The 16,889-nt window shown below is 44.4% G+C and carries 13 protein-coding genes; 10 read left to right on the forward strand and 3 right to left on the reverse strand.

The genetic code is table 11. The annotated features are described in order from the left end of the window. Positions 1–574: 574 nt before the first annotated feature. A complete protein-coding gene (locus tag AB4589_RS03105; protein WP_009848420.1) occupies positions 575–2,005 on the forward strand; it encodes a sodium:alanine symporter family protein in 1,431 nt (476 codons plus the stop codon). 243 nt (positions 2,006–2,248) lie between these two features. After that, positions 2,249–3,025 carry a peroxide stress protein YaaA gene (gene yaaA / locus AB4589_RS03110; protein ID WP_372099300.1) on the forward strand — a complete coding sequence of 259 codons (777 nt, stop codon included), beginning with the start codon at positions 2,249–2,251 and terminating at the stop codon, positions 3,023–3,025. 182 nt (positions 3,026–3,207) lie between these two features. Here the strand turns inward: yaaA and srmB are convergent, their stop codons facing one another. Together srmB and AB4589_RS03120 are read right to left on the reverse strand one after the other, a co-directional pair. After that, a complete protein-coding gene (srmB, locus tag AB4589_RS03115) occupies positions 3,208–4,491 on the reverse strand; it encodes an ATP-dependent RNA helicase SrmB (protein WP_372099302.1) in 1,284 nt (427 codons plus the stop codon). Between the two features lie 107 nt (positions 4,492–4,598). Next, the gene (locus tag AB4589_RS03120) at positions 4,599–5,327 is read right to left on the reverse strand and encodes a tRNA1(Val) (adenine(37)-N6)-methyltransferase (protein ID WP_017098336.1); all 729 of its coding nucleotides are present in this window, start codon (positions 5,325–5,327) and stop codon (positions 4,599–4,601) included. Positions 5,328–5,641: 314 nt separating this feature from the next. Here AB4589_RS03120 and brnQ point away from each other — a divergent pair, with 314 nt between their 5' ends. Further along, positions 5,642–6,955: a branched-chain amino acid transport system II carrier protein gene (gene brnQ, locus AB4589_RS03125; protein WP_017100503.1), complete on the forward strand. Its 1,314-nt coding sequence runs from the start codon at positions 5,642–5,644 to the stop codon at positions 6,953–6,955. Positions 6,956–7,133: 178 nt separating this feature from the next. On the opposite strand, the gene fldB is transcribed toward brnQ, so the two are convergent. Continuing rightward, positions 7,134–7,655 carry a flavodoxin FldB gene (gene fldB / locus AB4589_RS03130; RefSeq protein WP_009848425.1) on the reverse strand — a complete coding sequence of 174 codons (522 nt, stop codon included), beginning with the start codon at positions 7,653–7,655 and terminating at the stop codon, positions 7,134–7,136. Positions 7,656–7,805: 150 nt separating this feature from the next. Between fldB and xerD the strand changes: the two genes are divergently transcribed. The 7 genes from xerD to AB4589_RS03165 all read left to right on the forward strand — a co-directional run bounded on the left by xerD (position 7,806) and on the right by AB4589_RS03165 (position 16,757). After that, complete coding sequence (gene xerD / locus AB4589_RS03135; protein ID WP_041472738.1) at positions 7,806–8,720, forward strand: site-specific tyrosine recombinase XerD; 915 nt, start codon at positions 7,806–7,808, stop codon at positions 8,718–8,720. A gap of 26 nt (positions 8,721–8,746) precedes the next feature. After that, entirely contained in the window at positions 8,747–9,526 is a 780-nt protein-coding gene (locus tag AB4589_RS03140) for a thioredoxin fold domain-containing protein (protein WP_269335566.1), read from the forward strand. Positions 9,527–9,604: 78 nt separating this feature from the next. Further along, positions 9,605–11,341, forward strand: coding sequence for a single-stranded-DNA-specific exonuclease RecJ (recJ, locus tag AB4589_RS03145; protein WP_371703777.1), 1,737 nt, complete (start codon positions 9,605–9,607; stop codon positions 11,339–11,341). Between the two features lie 251 nt (positions 11,342–11,592). Then, a protein-coding gene (prfB, locus tag AB4589_RS03150) for a peptide chain release factor 2 (RefSeq protein WP_100208942.1) occupies positions 11,593–12,691 on the forward strand; the annotation gives its coding sequence in 2 pieces (ribosomal slippage) (positions 11,593–11,667 and positions 11,669–12,691; 1,098 coding nt in all). A 98-nt stretch (positions 12,692–12,789) separates the two neighbouring features. Beyond that, a complete protein-coding gene (gene lysS, locus AB4589_RS03155; protein WP_012603264.1) occupies positions 12,790–14,322 on the forward strand; it encodes a lysine--tRNA ligase in 1,533 nt (510 codons plus the stop codon). A gap of 276 nt (positions 14,323–14,598) precedes the next feature. Further along, positions 14,599–15,933, forward strand: coding sequence for a cyclic-di-GMP-binding transcriptional regulator VpsR (vpsR, locus tag AB4589_RS03160; RefSeq protein ID WP_009848431.1), 1,335 nt, complete (start codon positions 14,599–14,601; stop codon positions 15,931–15,933). Positions 15,934–16,505: 572 nt separating this feature from the next. Further along, entirely contained in the window at positions 16,506–16,757 is a 252-nt protein-coding gene (locus AB4589_RS03165) for a hypothetical protein (protein WP_004735015.1), read from the forward strand. The last annotated feature ends 132 nt before the right edge of the window (positions 16,758–16,889 follow it).

Genomic DNA, 16,889 nt, shown 5'->3' on the forward strand with positions numbered 1-16,889 from the left:
TTTCGGGGATTTTTGTGTACAAAAAACAAGCAAACAAACTTAAGTAAACGATTAAATTAGGGGGGATTGAATGTTAATTCATTGTGCAAATGGAATAGCATTTTGACTACAGTGCATTTAAGTGCGCATTGTGCCGTGTAGTATAGGGATCTCATTACCCTAGAAAAAAACACAGATCTTCACTATACCTTGTAAAACCTAGGCTGATGTCATTTTTACGGGGTGATGTTTTTGTTTTTATGGTGCCTTAGTTATTGTTGATATTATGTCCCGACAATGTGACTTTTATTAGGCGCTCTTGTTGAAAGCTGTGTTAACAAAAGGTGTATTATTAGTGAAATGTCATTTTGATATGTGTTTACTTTCATATTGATTTTTAGACCGTCTCGCTGCATTATCCGCCCGTCAAAAAATACACCGATACGTAAAATGGATGCATGAAGCGACATTTACAATCTAGATCGCAACAAATAAATATAAATCTAATGCCGACACAACTATTGACACTGGCATAGGTGATCTAGAGGAAGGCTAGGAAGCAAGATCGGTGCTTAAACTCAATTACGAGGTTCACGTGACAGACTTAATCAATTTGATGAACGATCTCCTTTGGGGATCTATCTTAGTTTACTTACTCGTTGGTGTGGGTATCTACTTCACTGTACGACTAGGTTTCATTCAATTCCGCCATTTCGGCCACATGTTTTCTGTTCTTAGAAACAGCCGTAAAGCAGACAGTGCAGGTATCTCCTCTTTCCAAGCACTTTGTACTAGTCTAGCAGCACGTGTCGGTACGGGTAACATGGCTGGTGTTGCTGTAGCACTAACCGCTGGTGGCCCTGGCGCTATCTTCTGGATGTGGCTAATTGCCATGCTAGGTATGGCAACATCGTTTGCAGAAAGCACACTGGCACAGCTATACAAAACGCGTGATAACGACGGTAACTACCGCGGCGGCCCTGCATACTACATGGAGAAAGGCCTAGGTATGCGTTGGATGGGGGTTCTATTCTCTATCTTCCTAATCATTGCATTCGGTCTTGTATTCAACGCGGTTCAAGCGAACGCGATTGCAAGCGCAATGAACACGGCATTCGACTTTGAGCGCAGCTACGTTGGTGTTGGTATCGTAATTATCTCTGCATTCGTTATCTTCGGTGGTATCCGTAAGATTGCTCGCACTGCAGAAATCATTGTTCCAATTATGGCACTGGCTTACTTAGCTATCGCTATCTACGTAATGCTAATGAACATTGAGAAAGTGCCTGAAGTTCTGGCTCTTATCTTCAAGAGTGCATTCGGTCTGCAAGAAGCAGCAGCGGGTGGCCTAGGTTACGCAATCGCACAAGCGATGATTAACGGCATCAAACGTGGTTTGTTCTCGAACGAAGCGGGTATGGGTTCTGCGCCAAACGCAGCAGCTTCTGCTACGCCTTACCCACCACACCCAGCATCACAAGGTTATGTGCAAATGCTAGGTGTGTTCATGGACACAATTGTTATCTGTTCTGCAACAGTAGCAATCATCTTGATGTCTGGTGAATATGTACCACACGGTGAAGTAACGGGTATCGAACTCACGCAACGTGCACTAACAGCACAAGTCGGCGAATGGGGTGGTATCTTTGTAGCGGTAGCGATTTTCTTCTTCGCTTTCACTTCAATCATTGCAAACTACTCGTACGCAGAAACAAACCTTATCTTCTTAGAGCACAACAACAAGAAGGGCCTAGTGCTGTTCCGTATCGTTGTACTGGGTATGGTTATGTTCGGTTCTCTCGCGACACTGCCAACGGTATGGGCATTAGCTGACGTATCGATGGGCCTAATGGCGATTGTGAACTTGGTAGCGATCATCTTGCTGTCGGGTATCGTGATTAAGCTAGCGAAAGACTACAACCGTCAATTAGACGCGGGTAAAGTACCCACGTTCGATGCGGATGATTTCCCAGAGCTTAAGGCTCAATTGGAAGATGGTATTTGGGTTAACAACAAGAAGAAGTAATCTTGTTGGAGTGATTCATCACTCATCCTAAAATCATTAGAAAGGCTAAGGTTTCGACCTTAGCCTTTTTCTTTGCCTGCGATATTTTCTTTATTATCGATTTTTCTTTGTAAGAGATTCTTCTTTGTAAGCGACTTACAGCTAGATCTGTCTATCAAAGTAATAGGAAGAGTCATAAAGACAAGTTGATGTTTTTTCTATACTCTAGCTGCATCCAGTTAGATAACCGATTAGGGTAAAGTTATGTTAGTTGTCGTTTCTCCAGCCAAGACATTAGATTACGAATCACCATTAGCGACTGAGCGCTTCAGCCAGCCAGAGTTTGTTGAGCACTCTGCAGAGCTTATTGAAGTGTGTCGTAAGCTGACACCTGCTGATGTATCAGCACTGATGAAGGTAAGCGATAAGATTGCTGGGCTGAACGTAGCGCGCTTTGAGCAATGGAGCGAAACCTTTACCCAAGACAATGCACGTCAAGCAATCCTAGCCTTTAAGGGCGATGTGTACACTGGCTTAGATGCTGAAACACTGTCGGACGATGATTTTGACTACGCACAGAATCACCTGCGCATGCTTTCTGGGTTATATGGCTTGCTTAAGCCGTTAGATCTGATGCAGCCATACCGCCTAGAGATGGGTACACGTTTGGCCAATGCTCGTGGTACTAACTTGTACCAGTTCTGGGGTAACATCATCACAGATAAGCTGAATGAAGCGCTGAATGCTCAAGGCGACAATGTGTTGATCAACCTAGCATCGAACGAATACTTTAAAGCGGTGAAGCCGAAGAGCCTTGATGGTCAAATCATCACGCCAGTTTTTAAAGACTGTAAGAATGGCCAATACAAGGTGATCAGTTTTTACGCGAAAAAAGCGCGTGGCATGATGGCTCGCTACATCATTGAGAACAAAATTGATTCCGTTGAAGCGCTGACCAAATTTGATACCGCGGGTTACTACTTCGCTGAAGAAGAGTCGAACGCGAAAGAGCTCGTCTTCAAGCGTGAAGAGCAAAACTAGTAGCTCTTGGTTAATTAGTCACTCTTGGTTAATGAGTTACTCTCGGTTTGAGTCGGTAATTAAAATTAGAGGCCTAGTCATTTAGCCTGATAACAAGCCAGACAATAATAAACCAGACAAAGAAAAACCCCATGCAGAGAACTGCATGGGGCTTTTTATTGAATCATTGAAAGGCGGTTAGATTACTTGTTCTTAACGGCTTTCTTTTTCTTAGCGATTTTCTTTTTCTTAGCGATTTTCTTTTTCTTAGCAATTTTTTGCTTCGCTACCGCTTTCTTATCTTCTTTCTTCGGTTTCTTTTTCTTCGTTACCGCGGCTTTCTTATGCGTTGGACGCATGCCTTCGATGAAGCGTTCTTTGATCGCATCTTCAGTGTAACGAGCCACACGTTCAATCATTAGTTGATCGTGCGCTTCAATGATAGAAACCGCGTTACCTTTCTTACCTGCACGAGCCGTACGGCCGATACGGTGTAGGTAAACATCTGCAGTACGTGGCATGTCGTAGTTAATAACGTGGCTCACATCTGGAAGGTCGATACCACGAGCTGCGACGTCCGTTGCCAGCAGTACGTTGATAGAACCGTCGCGGAAACGAGAAATCGCGTTGTTACGACGATCTTGAGGCATTTCACCTTGGATCCATACACAAGGGATCTGTGCACTTTCTAATTGAGCTCGTAGGTCACCTAGGCGGTCACGAGTCTTCAAGAAGATGATGCTGCGTTCAGCTTGCTCTGTGATGATATGTTTTAGGATATCAAGCTTGTGCTTAGCTGAATCGGCGCGGTGATACCATTGAGTGATCTTCTTACGTTCACGCAATGACGATTTTGCATCGATCTCTGCTGGATTTTTCAGAAGGTCTTCAGTGAAACCTTCAATACCTTTACCTTCTAGCGTTGCTGAGAAAAGTAAAGTTTGTTTACGCCAGCGACACTCTGCAGACAGACGGTCAACAACAGGACCAAAGCCCATGTCTAGCATACGGTCAGCTTCATCGAGAACCAGCCATTCAATCGCACGGCAGTCAAAACGCTCGCCTTCAATGTATTCCATCAGACGACCAGGTGTTGCGACTACGATATCTTGAGTCGTGCTTAAGATATCTGCGTGCTCTTGGTACATCACACCGCCCGTGATCGTAAAGATATTTAGGCTGGTGTATTTAGCAAGCTCACGTGCTTGTTCGGTGATCTGCATTGCTAGCTCACGCGTTGGCGTCAGGATAAGCATACGTGCAGGGCCAGATTTCTTACGTGGGAAATCCAGTAGGTATTGCAGTGCTGGCAATACAAATGATGCTGTTTTACCAGTACCTGTTGGCGCAGAAGCCAAAACGTCTCTTCCATCTAACGCTTGTGGGATTGCTTCAGCTTGTATCTGTGTTGGGCGTTCGTAGCCCATTTCGTCAATTGCTTTAAGCAGCTCTTGGTTTAGATCGAGTTCTGCAAAGGTTCTGATCACTGTTGTTTCTCCACAAGCAATAAATGTTTCTGCCTCAAAAAGCAGACGATAAAAAAGAGTAGTCGGACATTATAGAAGCATTAGTGATTAGGATCACATGGTATTTGCTACATCTTGAGATAAAAATCTTTAGTAAGGGCAATAAATGCCTCGCTATAACCGCCATCGTGATGGATCGTAAGCGATTCACGCTGCAAATCTTGCTCGCTAACAGGATCTTTAGATAGTTCAAACAGGATTCTGCTTGGCGGTTTTTTGTCGGTTGTTTTCACATCAAGGCGCTTTGCTAGGTACCAACCACATTGCTCGGCAAGTTTTATGAAGCCTTCTCCTTCGGGCGTCGGCAGTATAAAACTGGCGGTGGCGGCATCAGTTGTTATCTCGAAACAACACTGGGCAAGTTGAAGGTGATCCAAGCTGTCGGTGTGTCTAGCGGTGGCTCTTTGACTTTGCTGTGCCTGTTCACCAGAGTTGAAGTAGGGCGGATTACAAATTATGGCATCAAATTGTTGCGAGAAATCCGTGGTTAACACGCTGTCGTGATGAAGGGAGATACGATCTTGCCAAGGCGACTGCTCAATATTGACTGTGGCAGCATCAATGGCGTGCTGATCAATATCGATCGCAGAGATTGAAGCATCCTCAAAACGCTGCGCAGCCATCAAGGCCAACAGACCTGTTCCTGTCCCTATATCGAGTACTAATGATTCAGGGGCAAGGTTAATCCATGATCCGAGTAGTACTCCATCGGTGCTAACAGGCATGCCGCTCTGTCCTCCGTAAATAGAGAACCTCTTAAAATTGAAGCTTTTAGTATTTATCGTTTTGTCTTTCATGAATATTCTGATTATCGAGATATTTTAAGTGATTAGCTCTAATGTTAACTATTTGTGTAAATTAATATTCTAATTGCTTATCTATTGTTGCTAACAATGATTGGTTGATAATTATGTTAATCTGTATATATTTAGTTTAATTCACTACTTTTTGTTTATATATGCAAATTTATATGGTGTTTTTTTATGGTGACTTGCAGCTAGCCGAGTGTTTCGTCATTATGCGCGACTATTTTAAAGATTGATTGGCAGCTTCTCGCTGTAACATTCATGTAAGCACAACATAAACTCATAAATATAATTAAGGATTATCTGTGAAACAGAGTCTAAAACTAACAGATATAATGGCATTGGGCTTTATGCTTTTTGCGTTTTTCTTAGGTGCGGGTAACATCATCTTCCCACCTCTAGCTGGCCAATTAGCTGGTGATCACTTTCTTCCAGCGATGTCTGGTTTTCTGCTGACTGCCGTTGGTCTGCCGTTAATCACTATCGTCGCGGTCGCAGTGGCGGGTGGTTCATGGGGTCATCTAACGAAAGATCTTCCTAAGCAAGCAGCAACTATCATGGCTGTGCTGATCTTCATCATCATCGGTCCTGCATTTGCTGCACCACGTACCGGTCTTGTTGCTTATGAGATGGCGGTGAAGCCGTTCTTCATTGATGCGACTCAAGTTCATCTAACTCTCTTTTCGATTGCATTTTTTGTGGTAGCGATGTTCTTCTCATGGTCACAAGGTAAGCTTATTGACGTTATTGGAAAGGTACTTACGCCTGCACTATTCGTTGGTTTGGTTGTACTGGCAGTTGCTGTGTTCATTAACCCACAAGGTGATGTCCTTGCGGCTCACGGTGAGTACATCACTCAGCCACTGACCAAAGGTTTCCTTGAAGGCTACAACACCATGGATACTTTTGCTGCTTTGATGTTTGGCATGCTGATTGTTGACGCAATTCGCAGTAAAGGCGTGACTGACCGCGCAGCAACAACTAAGTACCTAATTAGTGCGGGTTGTATTGCCGCAGCGGGTCTAGCATTTGTTTACATCTCTCTGTTCTTCCTGGGAGCAACAAGCGCAACAGTTGCTGCGGGTGCAGATAATGGTGGCGCTATCTTAAGCCTATACGTCCAATCTTTGTTTGGCCCTTCAGGTCAACTCGTGCTTTCTGTGATCGTACTATTGGCTTGTCTAACGACGGCGATTGGCCTTGTATCAGCATGCTCTGATTACTTCAGCTCGCTAACACCTCTGTCTTACAAGACGTGGGTAATCATCAACGGTGTAGCTTGTGCAACCGTTGCGAACGTTGGCCTTTCTCAGTTAATTTCTCTGTCTGTTCCAGTACTGTTTGCACTTTATCCAGTAGCAATCGCATTGGTCGCACTAACATTCTTGCGCAGCCGTTTCCCTAATCCAAAAGCGGCTTACCGCGCAGTGGTATTAGTGTCTCTACTGTTTGCTCTTATCGATGGTGCTAAAGTTGCAGGTATGGATGTATCTGCAATGAACATGCTGCCGTTGTTCGAAATCGGTATGGGTTGGTTGCTTCCAACGACTGCCGCAATCATCTGTATGTTCTTCGTTGGTAAATCAACAGAGCAAGAGATGGCTGAAGAGACTGTTTAATCTTCCGTTGAGATGACATTGTCCTTCGACATGAAATAGAAAAGGCCTCATTACTTCGCAGTAATGAGGCCTTTTTGTATTCTGTGATCTTTTAATATTCTGCTACTTCGCTACTTCGCTACTTCGCTACTTCGCTACTTCGCTACTGAGTTACTTAGCTGGGTGTACTTCTGTTTGGTTATAGCTTTTCGCTGTACTCAACCAGTACTTGTTCAACCCAGCTAGCGATACGGTCGTCGCTAAGTTCGTATTGTGAATCTTCATCAAGCGCCAAACCAACGAATTGAGATTGGTCTTCAGTGAGAGCTTTAGACGCTTCGAACTCGTAGCTGTCATCGTTTGGCCAGAAACCGACAAACTCTGCGCCAGCGATTTTCAGCTCATCATGCAATAGACCCATCGCATCTAAGAACCACTCGCCGTAGCCTTCTTGGTCACCTAAACCAAACAGCGCTACAACCTTGCCTTTCATTGGCGTGGTTGCAATGTCTTCCCACAGTTCATTCCAATCTTCTTGGATTTCACCGAAGTCCCAAGTTGAGATACCGAGCAGTAAAAGATCGTAGTCTGCCATCAATGAAAGAGGGGTTTCTTTCACGTTATGGATATCAACTAGGTCTTCACCAATAATGCCGCGAATTTTCTCTGCTGCCATTTCTGTGTAGCAGGTGGTTGAGCCGTAAAATAATCCAATTTTCATAGCAAACGTTCAATTTTAATTTCAGATGGCGAATTCTAACCATAAATCGACTTCGATTGCAGCGATTATCCGCTCAAGTCGTAATTTTTATGGCATTCATATTTGCTCTGGCATACTCTCGAAACAGTTTCCAATATTGTGAGTAACACTATGCAGTCGCCTCAAGGGCAGAGCGCAGACCACGGTCTAGTAGAACAGTTTTTAGATGCTATGTGGATGGAGCGAGGATTATCTGAGAATACGCTTGTCTCGTACCGTACCGACCTGTCTAAGCTTCTAACGTGGATGGAAAAGAACAATTACCGCCTCGATTTTATTAGTCTTTCAGGACTACAGGATTATCAAGGTTGGTTAGCCGATGCTGACTTTAAGCAGACTTCCCGTGCTCGTATGTTGTCGGCTATTCGTCGCTTGTTTCAATATCTACACCGCGAGAAAGTAAGAGCCGACGATCCTAGTGCGCTGTTGATCAGTCCAAAACTGCCGAAGCGCTTGCCAAAAGATTTGAGTGAAGAGCAAGTGGATTCGCTGCTTGAAGCGCCAGATCCAAACGATCCAATCGAGCTTCGCGATAAAGCGATGCTTGAGTTACTCTATGCAACTGGACTTCGTGTGACTGAGCTCGTTAGCCTGACCATGGAAAACATCAGCCTAAGGCAAGGTGTGGTGCGTGTGATCGGTAAGGGCGGTAAAGAGCGCTTGGTGCCAATGGGCGAAAACGCCGTCGATTGGATAGAAACTTTTATTGAACAAGGTCGCCCACAACTGCTCGGTGATAACAGCTCGGATGTGGTTTTTCCGAGTAAACGCGCTAAGCAAATGACTCGTCAAACGTTCTGGTATCGCATTAAGCATTATTCGGTTATCGCTGGTATCGACACGGAATTATTGTCTCCACACGTATTGAGACATGCTTTTGCCACTCATTTACTGAACTATGGCGCCGATCTCAGGGTCGTACAGATGTTGCTTGGACATAGTGACTTATCGACCACCCAAATTTATACTCATGTGGCGACTGAAAGGCTGAAGCAAATTCACGCTCAGCATCACCCACGTGCTTAAATCCATTTATTTTTAAGGTGAACCTAATGAGCGTATTACGCCGTCTTCCTCTACTAGCGCTTCCTCTCATGATTACTGCATGTAATGCATCAGAAGCGAAAGTAGAAACAACATCAACAGCCGTAGAAGCTGCTCCAGCTCAAGCTATTGATACAGCTGCGTTAACTAAGCGTTTTGAAAAAATCGGTATTAAGGTCGATAAGATTGTTCCTTCGGATATCGATGGTCTTTTAGAAGTTCAAACCAACAGCGGTATTATCTTTTCTTCTCCAGAGGGCGATCATTTTCTAGCCGGTACACTTTACTCTTTGGATGCAAACGGTAAGTTCAGTGATGTTTTGGCTGAGCGTCAAGCTCCACTGAATGCTGAAAAAGTTGCAGCGATGTCGGATACGGTTATCGAATACAAAGCAGATAACGAAAAGTACGTTGTGACGGTATTTACTGACATTACGTGTGGCTACTGTGTTCGTCTGCACAGCCAAATGCAAGGCTACAACGATCTGGGTATCACCGTTCGTTACATGGCTTACCCACGTCAAGGTGCGACAGGACAAGTTGCCGATCAAATGGCTGCAATCTGGGCGTCTGACGATCCAAAAACAGCTATGCATGATGCTAAAGTCAATCGTCAAATGCCAGCGTCTGGTAAAGACCTAGCAGAGCAAAAGCAGATCATTGCTAAACAATACCAACTCGGTCGTGAGCTTGGCATCAATGGCACTCCGGCTATCGTGCTAGCAAGCGGTGAGTTGGTGAGTGGTTACTTACCTCCAGCGCAACTTATTCAGCGTTTAGAGCAGTAATCTTCATTTTTATTACCTGTTATTTCCCCCTGTTTTTGATTTAAGGAGTGGCCTGATTGATATCAGGCCCATTTTTATATGATAGAGATCCAACGCCGTCCTGAGGTCGACATTTCAGTCTTACCTGCTCATTTACCTGACTTGTTAAAGCGCATTTATGTGAGTCGCGGAATCGACAGTGCTGACCAGCTAGAGACAGCTGCGAAAGGTTTGCACTCTTATCAAAAACTGGGCGGCATTGATGCTGCAGTTGAATTGTTGTTCAAAGCCATTCAGCAGCAAAAGCGCATTATCATTGTTGGTGACTTTGATGCCGATGGCGCAACCAGTTCGGCGTTGTCTGTGCTTGCTCTGCGAATGTTGGGCAGCTCGAATGTTGATTATCTGGTACCCAACCGTTTTGAAGATGGTTATGGCTTGAGCCCTGAGGTTGTCGAACAGGCGATCGAACTTGGTGCTGAAGTGATCATGACAGTCGACAACGGTGTATCTTCAATTGACGGTGTTCGCTTTGCTAAAGAGAAAGGCCTTGATGTACTGGTTACTGATCATCACTTGCCTGGTTCTGAATTACCGATTGCAGATGCAATGGTCAATCCCAACCTAGAAAGCTGCGCATTTCCTTCAAAAGCGCTAGCCGGTGTGGGTGTCGCCTTTTACCTGATGATGGCATTGTGTGTTCATATGCGTAAGTTGGGCTGGTTTGCTCAACACGGCATGACAGAACCCAAGTTGATGGAACTGATTGATCTAGTGGCACTGGGTACTGTTGCGGATGTGGTACCACTTGATGAAAACAACCGAATCTTGGTACACCAAGGGCTACAACGCATTCGTGCAGGCAAAGCGCGTCCGGGTATTCAAGCCTTGATTGAAATTGCTAAGCGAGATGCTAAGCGTTTAGTTGCCTCCGATTTTGGTTTTGCGCTTGGTCCACGTATCAATGCGGCTGGCCGATTGGATGATATGTCTTTTGGTGTTGAGCTGCTAATGAGTAATAACATCCATGCCGCGCGTCGAATGGCCAGCGAGTTAGATGGCTTGAACCAAACACGTAAAGAGATCGAAGAGGGCATGAAACAAGAAGCGATGGCTTTTTGTGAGCGCCTTGAATTTGGTAAAGACGATTTGCCTTCTGGTTTGGCTCTGTTTCAACGTGATTGGCATCAAGGCGTAATTGGTATTCTAGCTTCGCGTATCAAAGACAAATATCACCGCCCAGTGATCGCATTTGCTGATGGTGGTGAAGGTAGCATTAAGGGTTCATGTCGTTCGATTCCAGGTTTGCACATGCGCGATGCGCTAGACAGAATCGACACTCAAAACCCTGGCCTGATCTTGAAGTTTGGTGGTCACGCAATGGCAGCCGGCTTAACCATTATGGAAAAAGACTTCGAGCGATTCAGCAAGATGTTTGATGACGTTGTGCGTAAAGAACTCGGTGAGACGGCGCTGAAGGGTATTATCTTGTCTGATGGTGAGCTGTTACCTGAAGAGTTCTCAATGCACACCGCTGAGACGTTGCGTTCAGGTGGTCCGTGGGGACAAGCTTTCCCTGAGCCCATCTTTGATGGTGAGTTTAAAGTTCTGCATCAAAAATTAGTGGGTGAAAAGCACTTAAAGTTAATGCTTGAGCCATTGTATAAAGGCCACCCGACCAATGTGATGATTGATGGTATTGCCTTTAATGTTGACCTACGTCGCTGGCCTGATGCCTCAGTGAAAACGGTACATCTTGCGTTTAAGCTGGATATTAACGAGTTTCGTGGCAATCAATCGTTGCAGTTGATGATTGATCATATCGAAGCGAAATAGTTGAAGCCAAATAGCGTTATCGTTCACTGAATGAGGTTCATCATTTAGTGCCAAATCCAACAAGCTCTGTTCAAAAACAGGGCTTGTTTCCCTTCCTTTCCTTACAAATTTTGCGTGTTTTTTCTGCCCGTCAATTTTATATCCGATTAAGTTATTGAATCTTGGTGCACCACTCTAAAAAATTCTGTATCTCCGTCACACTTTTGAGTACAATTCTCCGGTTAAATTCTACTCATAAATGATGAGCTAAAATGTTTGAAATCAATCCTATAAAAAACCGTCTGCAGGATGTGTCTGAGCGCACAAATATCCTGAGGGGGTATCTTTGACTATGACGCAAAGAAAGAGCGTCTAGAAGAAGTAAACGCAGAATTAGAACAACCGGATGTATGGAACGAACCTGAGCGTGCTCAAGCGCTAGGAAAAGAGCGTTCAGCATTGGAAGCGGTAGTAGAAACGATCGACCAACTTGACCAAGGTGTTGAGGATGTTGATGGCCTACTAGAGCTTGCGGTTGAAGAAGAAGATCAAGAAACGTTCGATGAAATTGAGCCAGAATTGGCCGAGCTTGAAGCTAAGTTAGAGAAGCTGGAATTCCGTCGTATGTTCTCTGGTGATCACGACGCATCAGATTGCTACATCGATTTACAGTCAGGTTCGGGCGGTACAGAAGCTCAAGACTGGACTTCAATGATGTTGCGTATGTACTTGCGTTGGGCAGATTCGAAAGGCTTCAAGACTGAAGTTATCGAAGTGTCTGATGGCGATGTTGCTGGCCTTAAAGGCGCAACGGTACGTATCTCTGGTGAGTACGCTTACGGTTGGTTACGCACAGAGACTGGTGTTCACCGTCTAGTTCGTAAGTCACCATTTGATTCAAGTGGTCGTCGTCATACTTCATTTGCTTCTGCGTTTATCTATCCTGAGATTGATGACAACATTACGATCGACATTAATCCTTCTGACCTACGTATTGACGTATACCGTGCCTCTGGCGCTGGTGGTCAGCACGTAAACACCACGGAATCGGCGGTACGTATTACTCACGTTCCAACTAACACCGTGGTTCAGTGTCAGAATGACCGTTCGCAGCATAAGAACAAAGATCAAGCGATGAAGCAGCTACGTGCTAAGCTTTTTGAACTTGAGATTCAAAAGCAAAATGCTGAAAAACAAGCGAGCGAAGAAACGAAATCAGACATCGGTTGGGGCAGTCAGATCCGCTCTTACGTGCTGGATGATTCACGTATCAAAGATTTACGCACCGGCATCGAAAACCGTAATACTCAAGCGGTTCTTGACGGTGACTTAGACAAGTTTATTGAAGCTAGCCTGAAATCAGGTCTGTAAGCTTTATCAACTATTAAGCTTTACCAATAATATTGGTAAAAATGCCTATATTTTCAAAAATATAGCTGTCCAAATTATAAAAGCAGGGTACATCTCAAATGACTGATGCTGTTCAAAACGAAAATACACAAGAAGCTTCTTCACCTGAAGAGAACAAACTAATCGCTGAGCGCCGTAGCAAGCTGGATCATATCCGCCAAAACTGCAAAGCGAACGGTCACCCAAATGACTTCCGTCGTGAGCACCTAGCTGGCGACCTTCAAGCGGAATTCGGTGAGAAGACTAAGGAAGAGCTAGAAGAGCTTAACCACATCGTTGCGATCGCAGGTCGTATTATGGCGAAGCGTGGTCCATTTCTAGCGATTCAAGAAACTTCTGGTCGTATCCAAGCGTACGCAGCGAAAGACGTTCAAAAAGTGCTGAAAGAGAAGTACCAAGGCCTAGATATCGGTGACATCATCGGTGTTAAAGGTGCGCTTCACAAGTCTGGTAAAGGTGACCTTTACGTGAACATGGAAGAGTTTGAGTTGCTAACCAAAGCACTTCGTCCTCTACCAGAGAAGTTCCACGGCCTAACTGACCAAGAGATGCGTTACCGTCAGCGTTATGTTGACCTAATCGTGAACGAAGACTCTCGTAACACATTCATCGTGCGTTCTAAGCTTGTGTCTTCAATTCGTAACTTCATGAGCTCAAAAGGCTACCTAGAAGTTGAAACGCCAATGATGCACGTGATCCCAGGCGGTGCAACAGCACGTCCATTCATCACTCATCACAACGCATTAGACATCGACATGTACCTACGTGTTGCACCTGAGCTTTACCTTAAGCGTTTAGTAGTTGGTGGTTTTGACCGTGTATTCGAGATCAACCGTAACTTCCGTAACGAAGGTCTTTCTCCTCGTCATAACCCAGAGTTCACAATGATGGAATTCTACCAAGCGTACTCTGACTACAAAGATCTAATGGATCTAACGGAAGAGATGCTAAGCACAGCGGCGATGGACGTTCTTGGTTCTACTTCTATGCCTTACGGCGACGAAACGGTTGAGTTCGGTGGCACTTACGCTCGCATGAGCATGTTCGATGCAATCAAACACTACACACCTGAAAATGCAAACATTCAAGCTCTGACTGAAGATGATCTTCAGAACAGAGAATTGATGGTTAAAATTGCAGAAGAAGTGGGTCTTTACGTTGAGAAGTTCTGGACATGTGGTCAGCTTCTTGAAGAGATCTTTGGTGAAACGGCTGAGCCTCAGCTAATTCAACCAACGTTCATCACGGGTTACCCAGCGGACATCTCTCCACTGGCTCGTCGTAGCGACAGCAACCCATTCTTCACAGACCGCTTTGAGTTCTTCATCGGTGGCCGTGAAGTAGCGAACGGTTTCTCTGAGCTTAACGATGCACAAGACCAAGACGAGCGTTTCAAAGCACAAGTTAACGCAAAAGACGCGGGTGATGACGAAGCTATGTACTACGATGCGGACTACATTACTGCACTAGAGCACGGCCTACCGCCAACAGCGGGTCAAGGTATTGGTATCGATCGTCTAGCGATGCTATTTACTAACACCCACACAATCCGTGACGTGATCTTGTTCCCGGCAATGCGCCCACAAGCGTAATTTTCGCTTATGGGGTGTTACTGCCCGTGTAATTTAAAAGCCACCTTCGGGTGGCTTTTTCGGTTTTTAGCGTCAAAACCTAGCTCGTACCGCACTCTTGATTCGAAAAATGATTATTTATGACATAGTCTTACCATTGAGACAAAAAATCTAAGATAGTCTCATTACTATACGTATCGGATCTGAATACGATCTTGCGGCAACTTTGTACCCGTATGATTCGTTTAACTCGTGTTAGCCTGATTGAAAAAAATAAAAACAGAATAAGGAAGAAGGATGGGAACTCAATTTAAGATGGATTCCTTACCAGGTTCTCTTATCGTCGTTGGTGGTGCGTACGAACCCTGGTTATCAGTGTTAGAACAAGTGGGTTGGCAATGTACCCAGTGTGCAGATTTACGAAAAGCCGATGCCTTAATTACTGATATTGGCCCCTGCATTGGCATTGTGGATCTTAGTCATGATGAGTTTAGCCTTAATGGTATCGCTAACCTCGTGAGCAACAACAAGCAAGTTCGATGGCTTGCTTTTATCCGTGAATCGCAATTGAGCTCAGATACAATCTGCCAATTTATCGTTAACTTCTGTATCGACTTTTTCACGGCACCAATCCCTGATGCTCAGCTATTGAGTACCATTGGTCATCAACTGGGTATGCTCAAACTTGAGCAGAAAGTATGGCCAAACTACGGTATTAACAACAATATGGGCCTACTCGGTGATTCTGTGGCGGTGAAACGCTTGAGAGACCAAGTAAAGCGAATTGGCCCCACAGATGTCAGTATTTTGATTTACGGTGAGAGTGGGACAGGAAAAGAGACAATTGCACGTTCCATTCATCAAAATTCATCGCGAGCTCAGAAACCATTTTTAACTGTGAATTGCCGTGCTCTATCTGAAATGAGGATAGAGACTGAGATGTTTGGTATTTCAGCCCCAGCAACGGCAGCGCCTTGTATGTTGGAAGAAGCCGATGGCGGAACCCTCTTACTCAACGATGTCCTAGCGATGCCTCGTAATCAACAATTGAACCTTTTACGCTTTTTACAAGAAGGGAAAATTGAAACCACGAAGGGAGCTAAGTCAGTTGATGTTCGCATTTTGGCTGCTAACTCTTCTGATATTGAAAAGGCATTGATCGAGGGCGACTTCAATGAAGAGCTTTATCATTACATCAATGTTCTGCGTATTCATGTTCCTAGCTTAAAAGAACGTGTGAGTGATATTTCAGTGCTAGCGAATCATTTTCTGCGTGAGTACTCAAAAGAGTTTAATGCGCAAGCGAAGAGCTTCTCAGACGATGCTATCCGCTCGATGAGTCGCTACCATTGGCCTGGCAACGTTCGTGAATTGATGAATCAGATTAAGCGTGTTGTGTTGATGTCTGATGCTGTCATCATTGAGGATCATCAACTGGATTTACCAAAACAGAATGATGAACGCCGCAGTCTGAAAAGTATACGTGAACGTTCAGAGCGAGATGCTTTACTCATTGTGTTGGAATCTTATGGTGGTCAAGTGTCTTTGGCCGCTAAGGAGCTTGGAGTTTCACGCGCAACTATGTACCGCTTACTCAATAAACATGGTCTTATATCTGAGGGCGTTGTTTAGAACGTTCTATTCATTGACTCTATCCGGTGAGTGAAAATTCAAGGGCCACGTATCATACGTGGCTTTTTTGTTTCTGAAGGATAGTCCGCTGTTCTATAGAGAGAGTCCTAAGATAGATATGCTGTGATTTTATATAATCATAGTGAATATGTTATATGTAAATGAATATGCAACTGATATTTCAGGCGAATGCATTGTTTTAAAAATGTTAATCAATTATCGGTTGAATAATATACTCACTTGGTTAGACTTTAACCGTGAAAGCAACGATTTAACAAAGACTTGTCTGCTTTTACGACCCCATTTCTTTTTGGATTTTTTAGTTAGCTTGGAGGCGCAAATGAAACATTTCGATTTTATACAGCATATTTGCGCGTCGTTTGATCCGTGTACTGACATGGTGACTGATATGTCACACACATCAGCCATGGCCGATCGAAACACCCAAGATAAACCTAACTAATAGATCCGTACCCTTATTTGGCTGCGGAAAAATAGCAGCTAAGTGAGAAGCCCTCATACTATCTAGAACGCTATTTTTCCTCAGTTTATTCCACAACTGGAGAGTTATTATGCGTCACTCAGTATATTTAAAACTAGCAACTGTTCTTATCCGTGCAGACCTTCGTCGTGAAGAGCGTGAATGGCAACGAAAAGTTCGTCGTAGTTCATATGATCTACCATGGAACAACACCCATTTATTGAGAGATATTGGCCTTGAAGCCGATGGTCGACCAATTGGTTTTTCTGAGCCTGAAGTTGTCACGATTGAGCGCCGAGTTCGTCATCTTCGTCGAGTCTTAAGCGCGCGAATACCGACGTAATCTTGTGGGGTGATAGCGCCTTTCACCCCACAAGATAAACATCAGCGATAGTTATGGCGTCGAAAATGCAAATTTTTGAACTAGAACTGGCCAAAAAAAGAGAAGCTCTTGCTTTAATGCCGATCAGTTAAA

This window comes from Vibrio sp. 10N.222.49.A3 (assembly GCF_041475145.1).
In the GTDB taxonomy this organism is placed as follows: domain Bacteria; phylum Pseudomonadota; class Gammaproteobacteria; order Enterobacterales; family Vibrionaceae; genus Vibrio; species Vibrio tasmaniensis_A.

Bases quoted from the DNA above. Each gene is read 5' to 3' on its own strand.
- yaaA (WP_372099300.1), top strand. From the start codon at position 2,249: ATGTTAGTTGTCGTTTCTCCAGCCAAGACATTAGATTACGAATCACCA.
- AB4589_RS03120 (WP_017098336.1), bottom strand. From the start codon at position 5,327: ATGAAAGACAAAACGATAAATACTAAAAGCTTCAATTTTAAGAGGTTC.
- fldB (WP_009848425.1), bottom strand. From the start codon at position 7,655: ATGAAAATTGGATTATTTTACGGCTCAACCACCTGCTACACAGAAATG.
- xerD (WP_041472738.1), top strand. From the start codon at position 7,806: ATGCAGTCGCCTCAAGGGCAGAGCGCAGACCACGGTCTAGTAGAACAG.
- AB4589_RS03140 (WP_269335566.1), top strand. From the start codon at position 8,747: ATGAGCGTATTACGCCGTCTTCCTCTACTAGCGCTTCCTCTCATGATT.
- recJ (WP_371703777.1), top strand. From the start codon at position 9,605: ATGATAGAGATCCAACGCCGTCCTGAGGTCGACATTTCAGTCTTACCT.
- lysS (WP_012603264.1), top strand. From the start codon at position 12,790: ATGACTGATGCTGTTCAAAACGAAAATACACAAGAAGCTTCTTCACCT.
- vpsR (WP_009848431.1), top strand. From the start codon at position 14,599: ATGGGAACTCAATTTAAGATGGATTCCTTACCAGGTTCTCTTATCGTC.
- AB4589_RS03165 (WP_004735015.1), top strand. From the start codon at position 16,506: ATGCGTCACTCAGTATATTTAAAACTAGCAACTGTTCTTATCCGTGCA.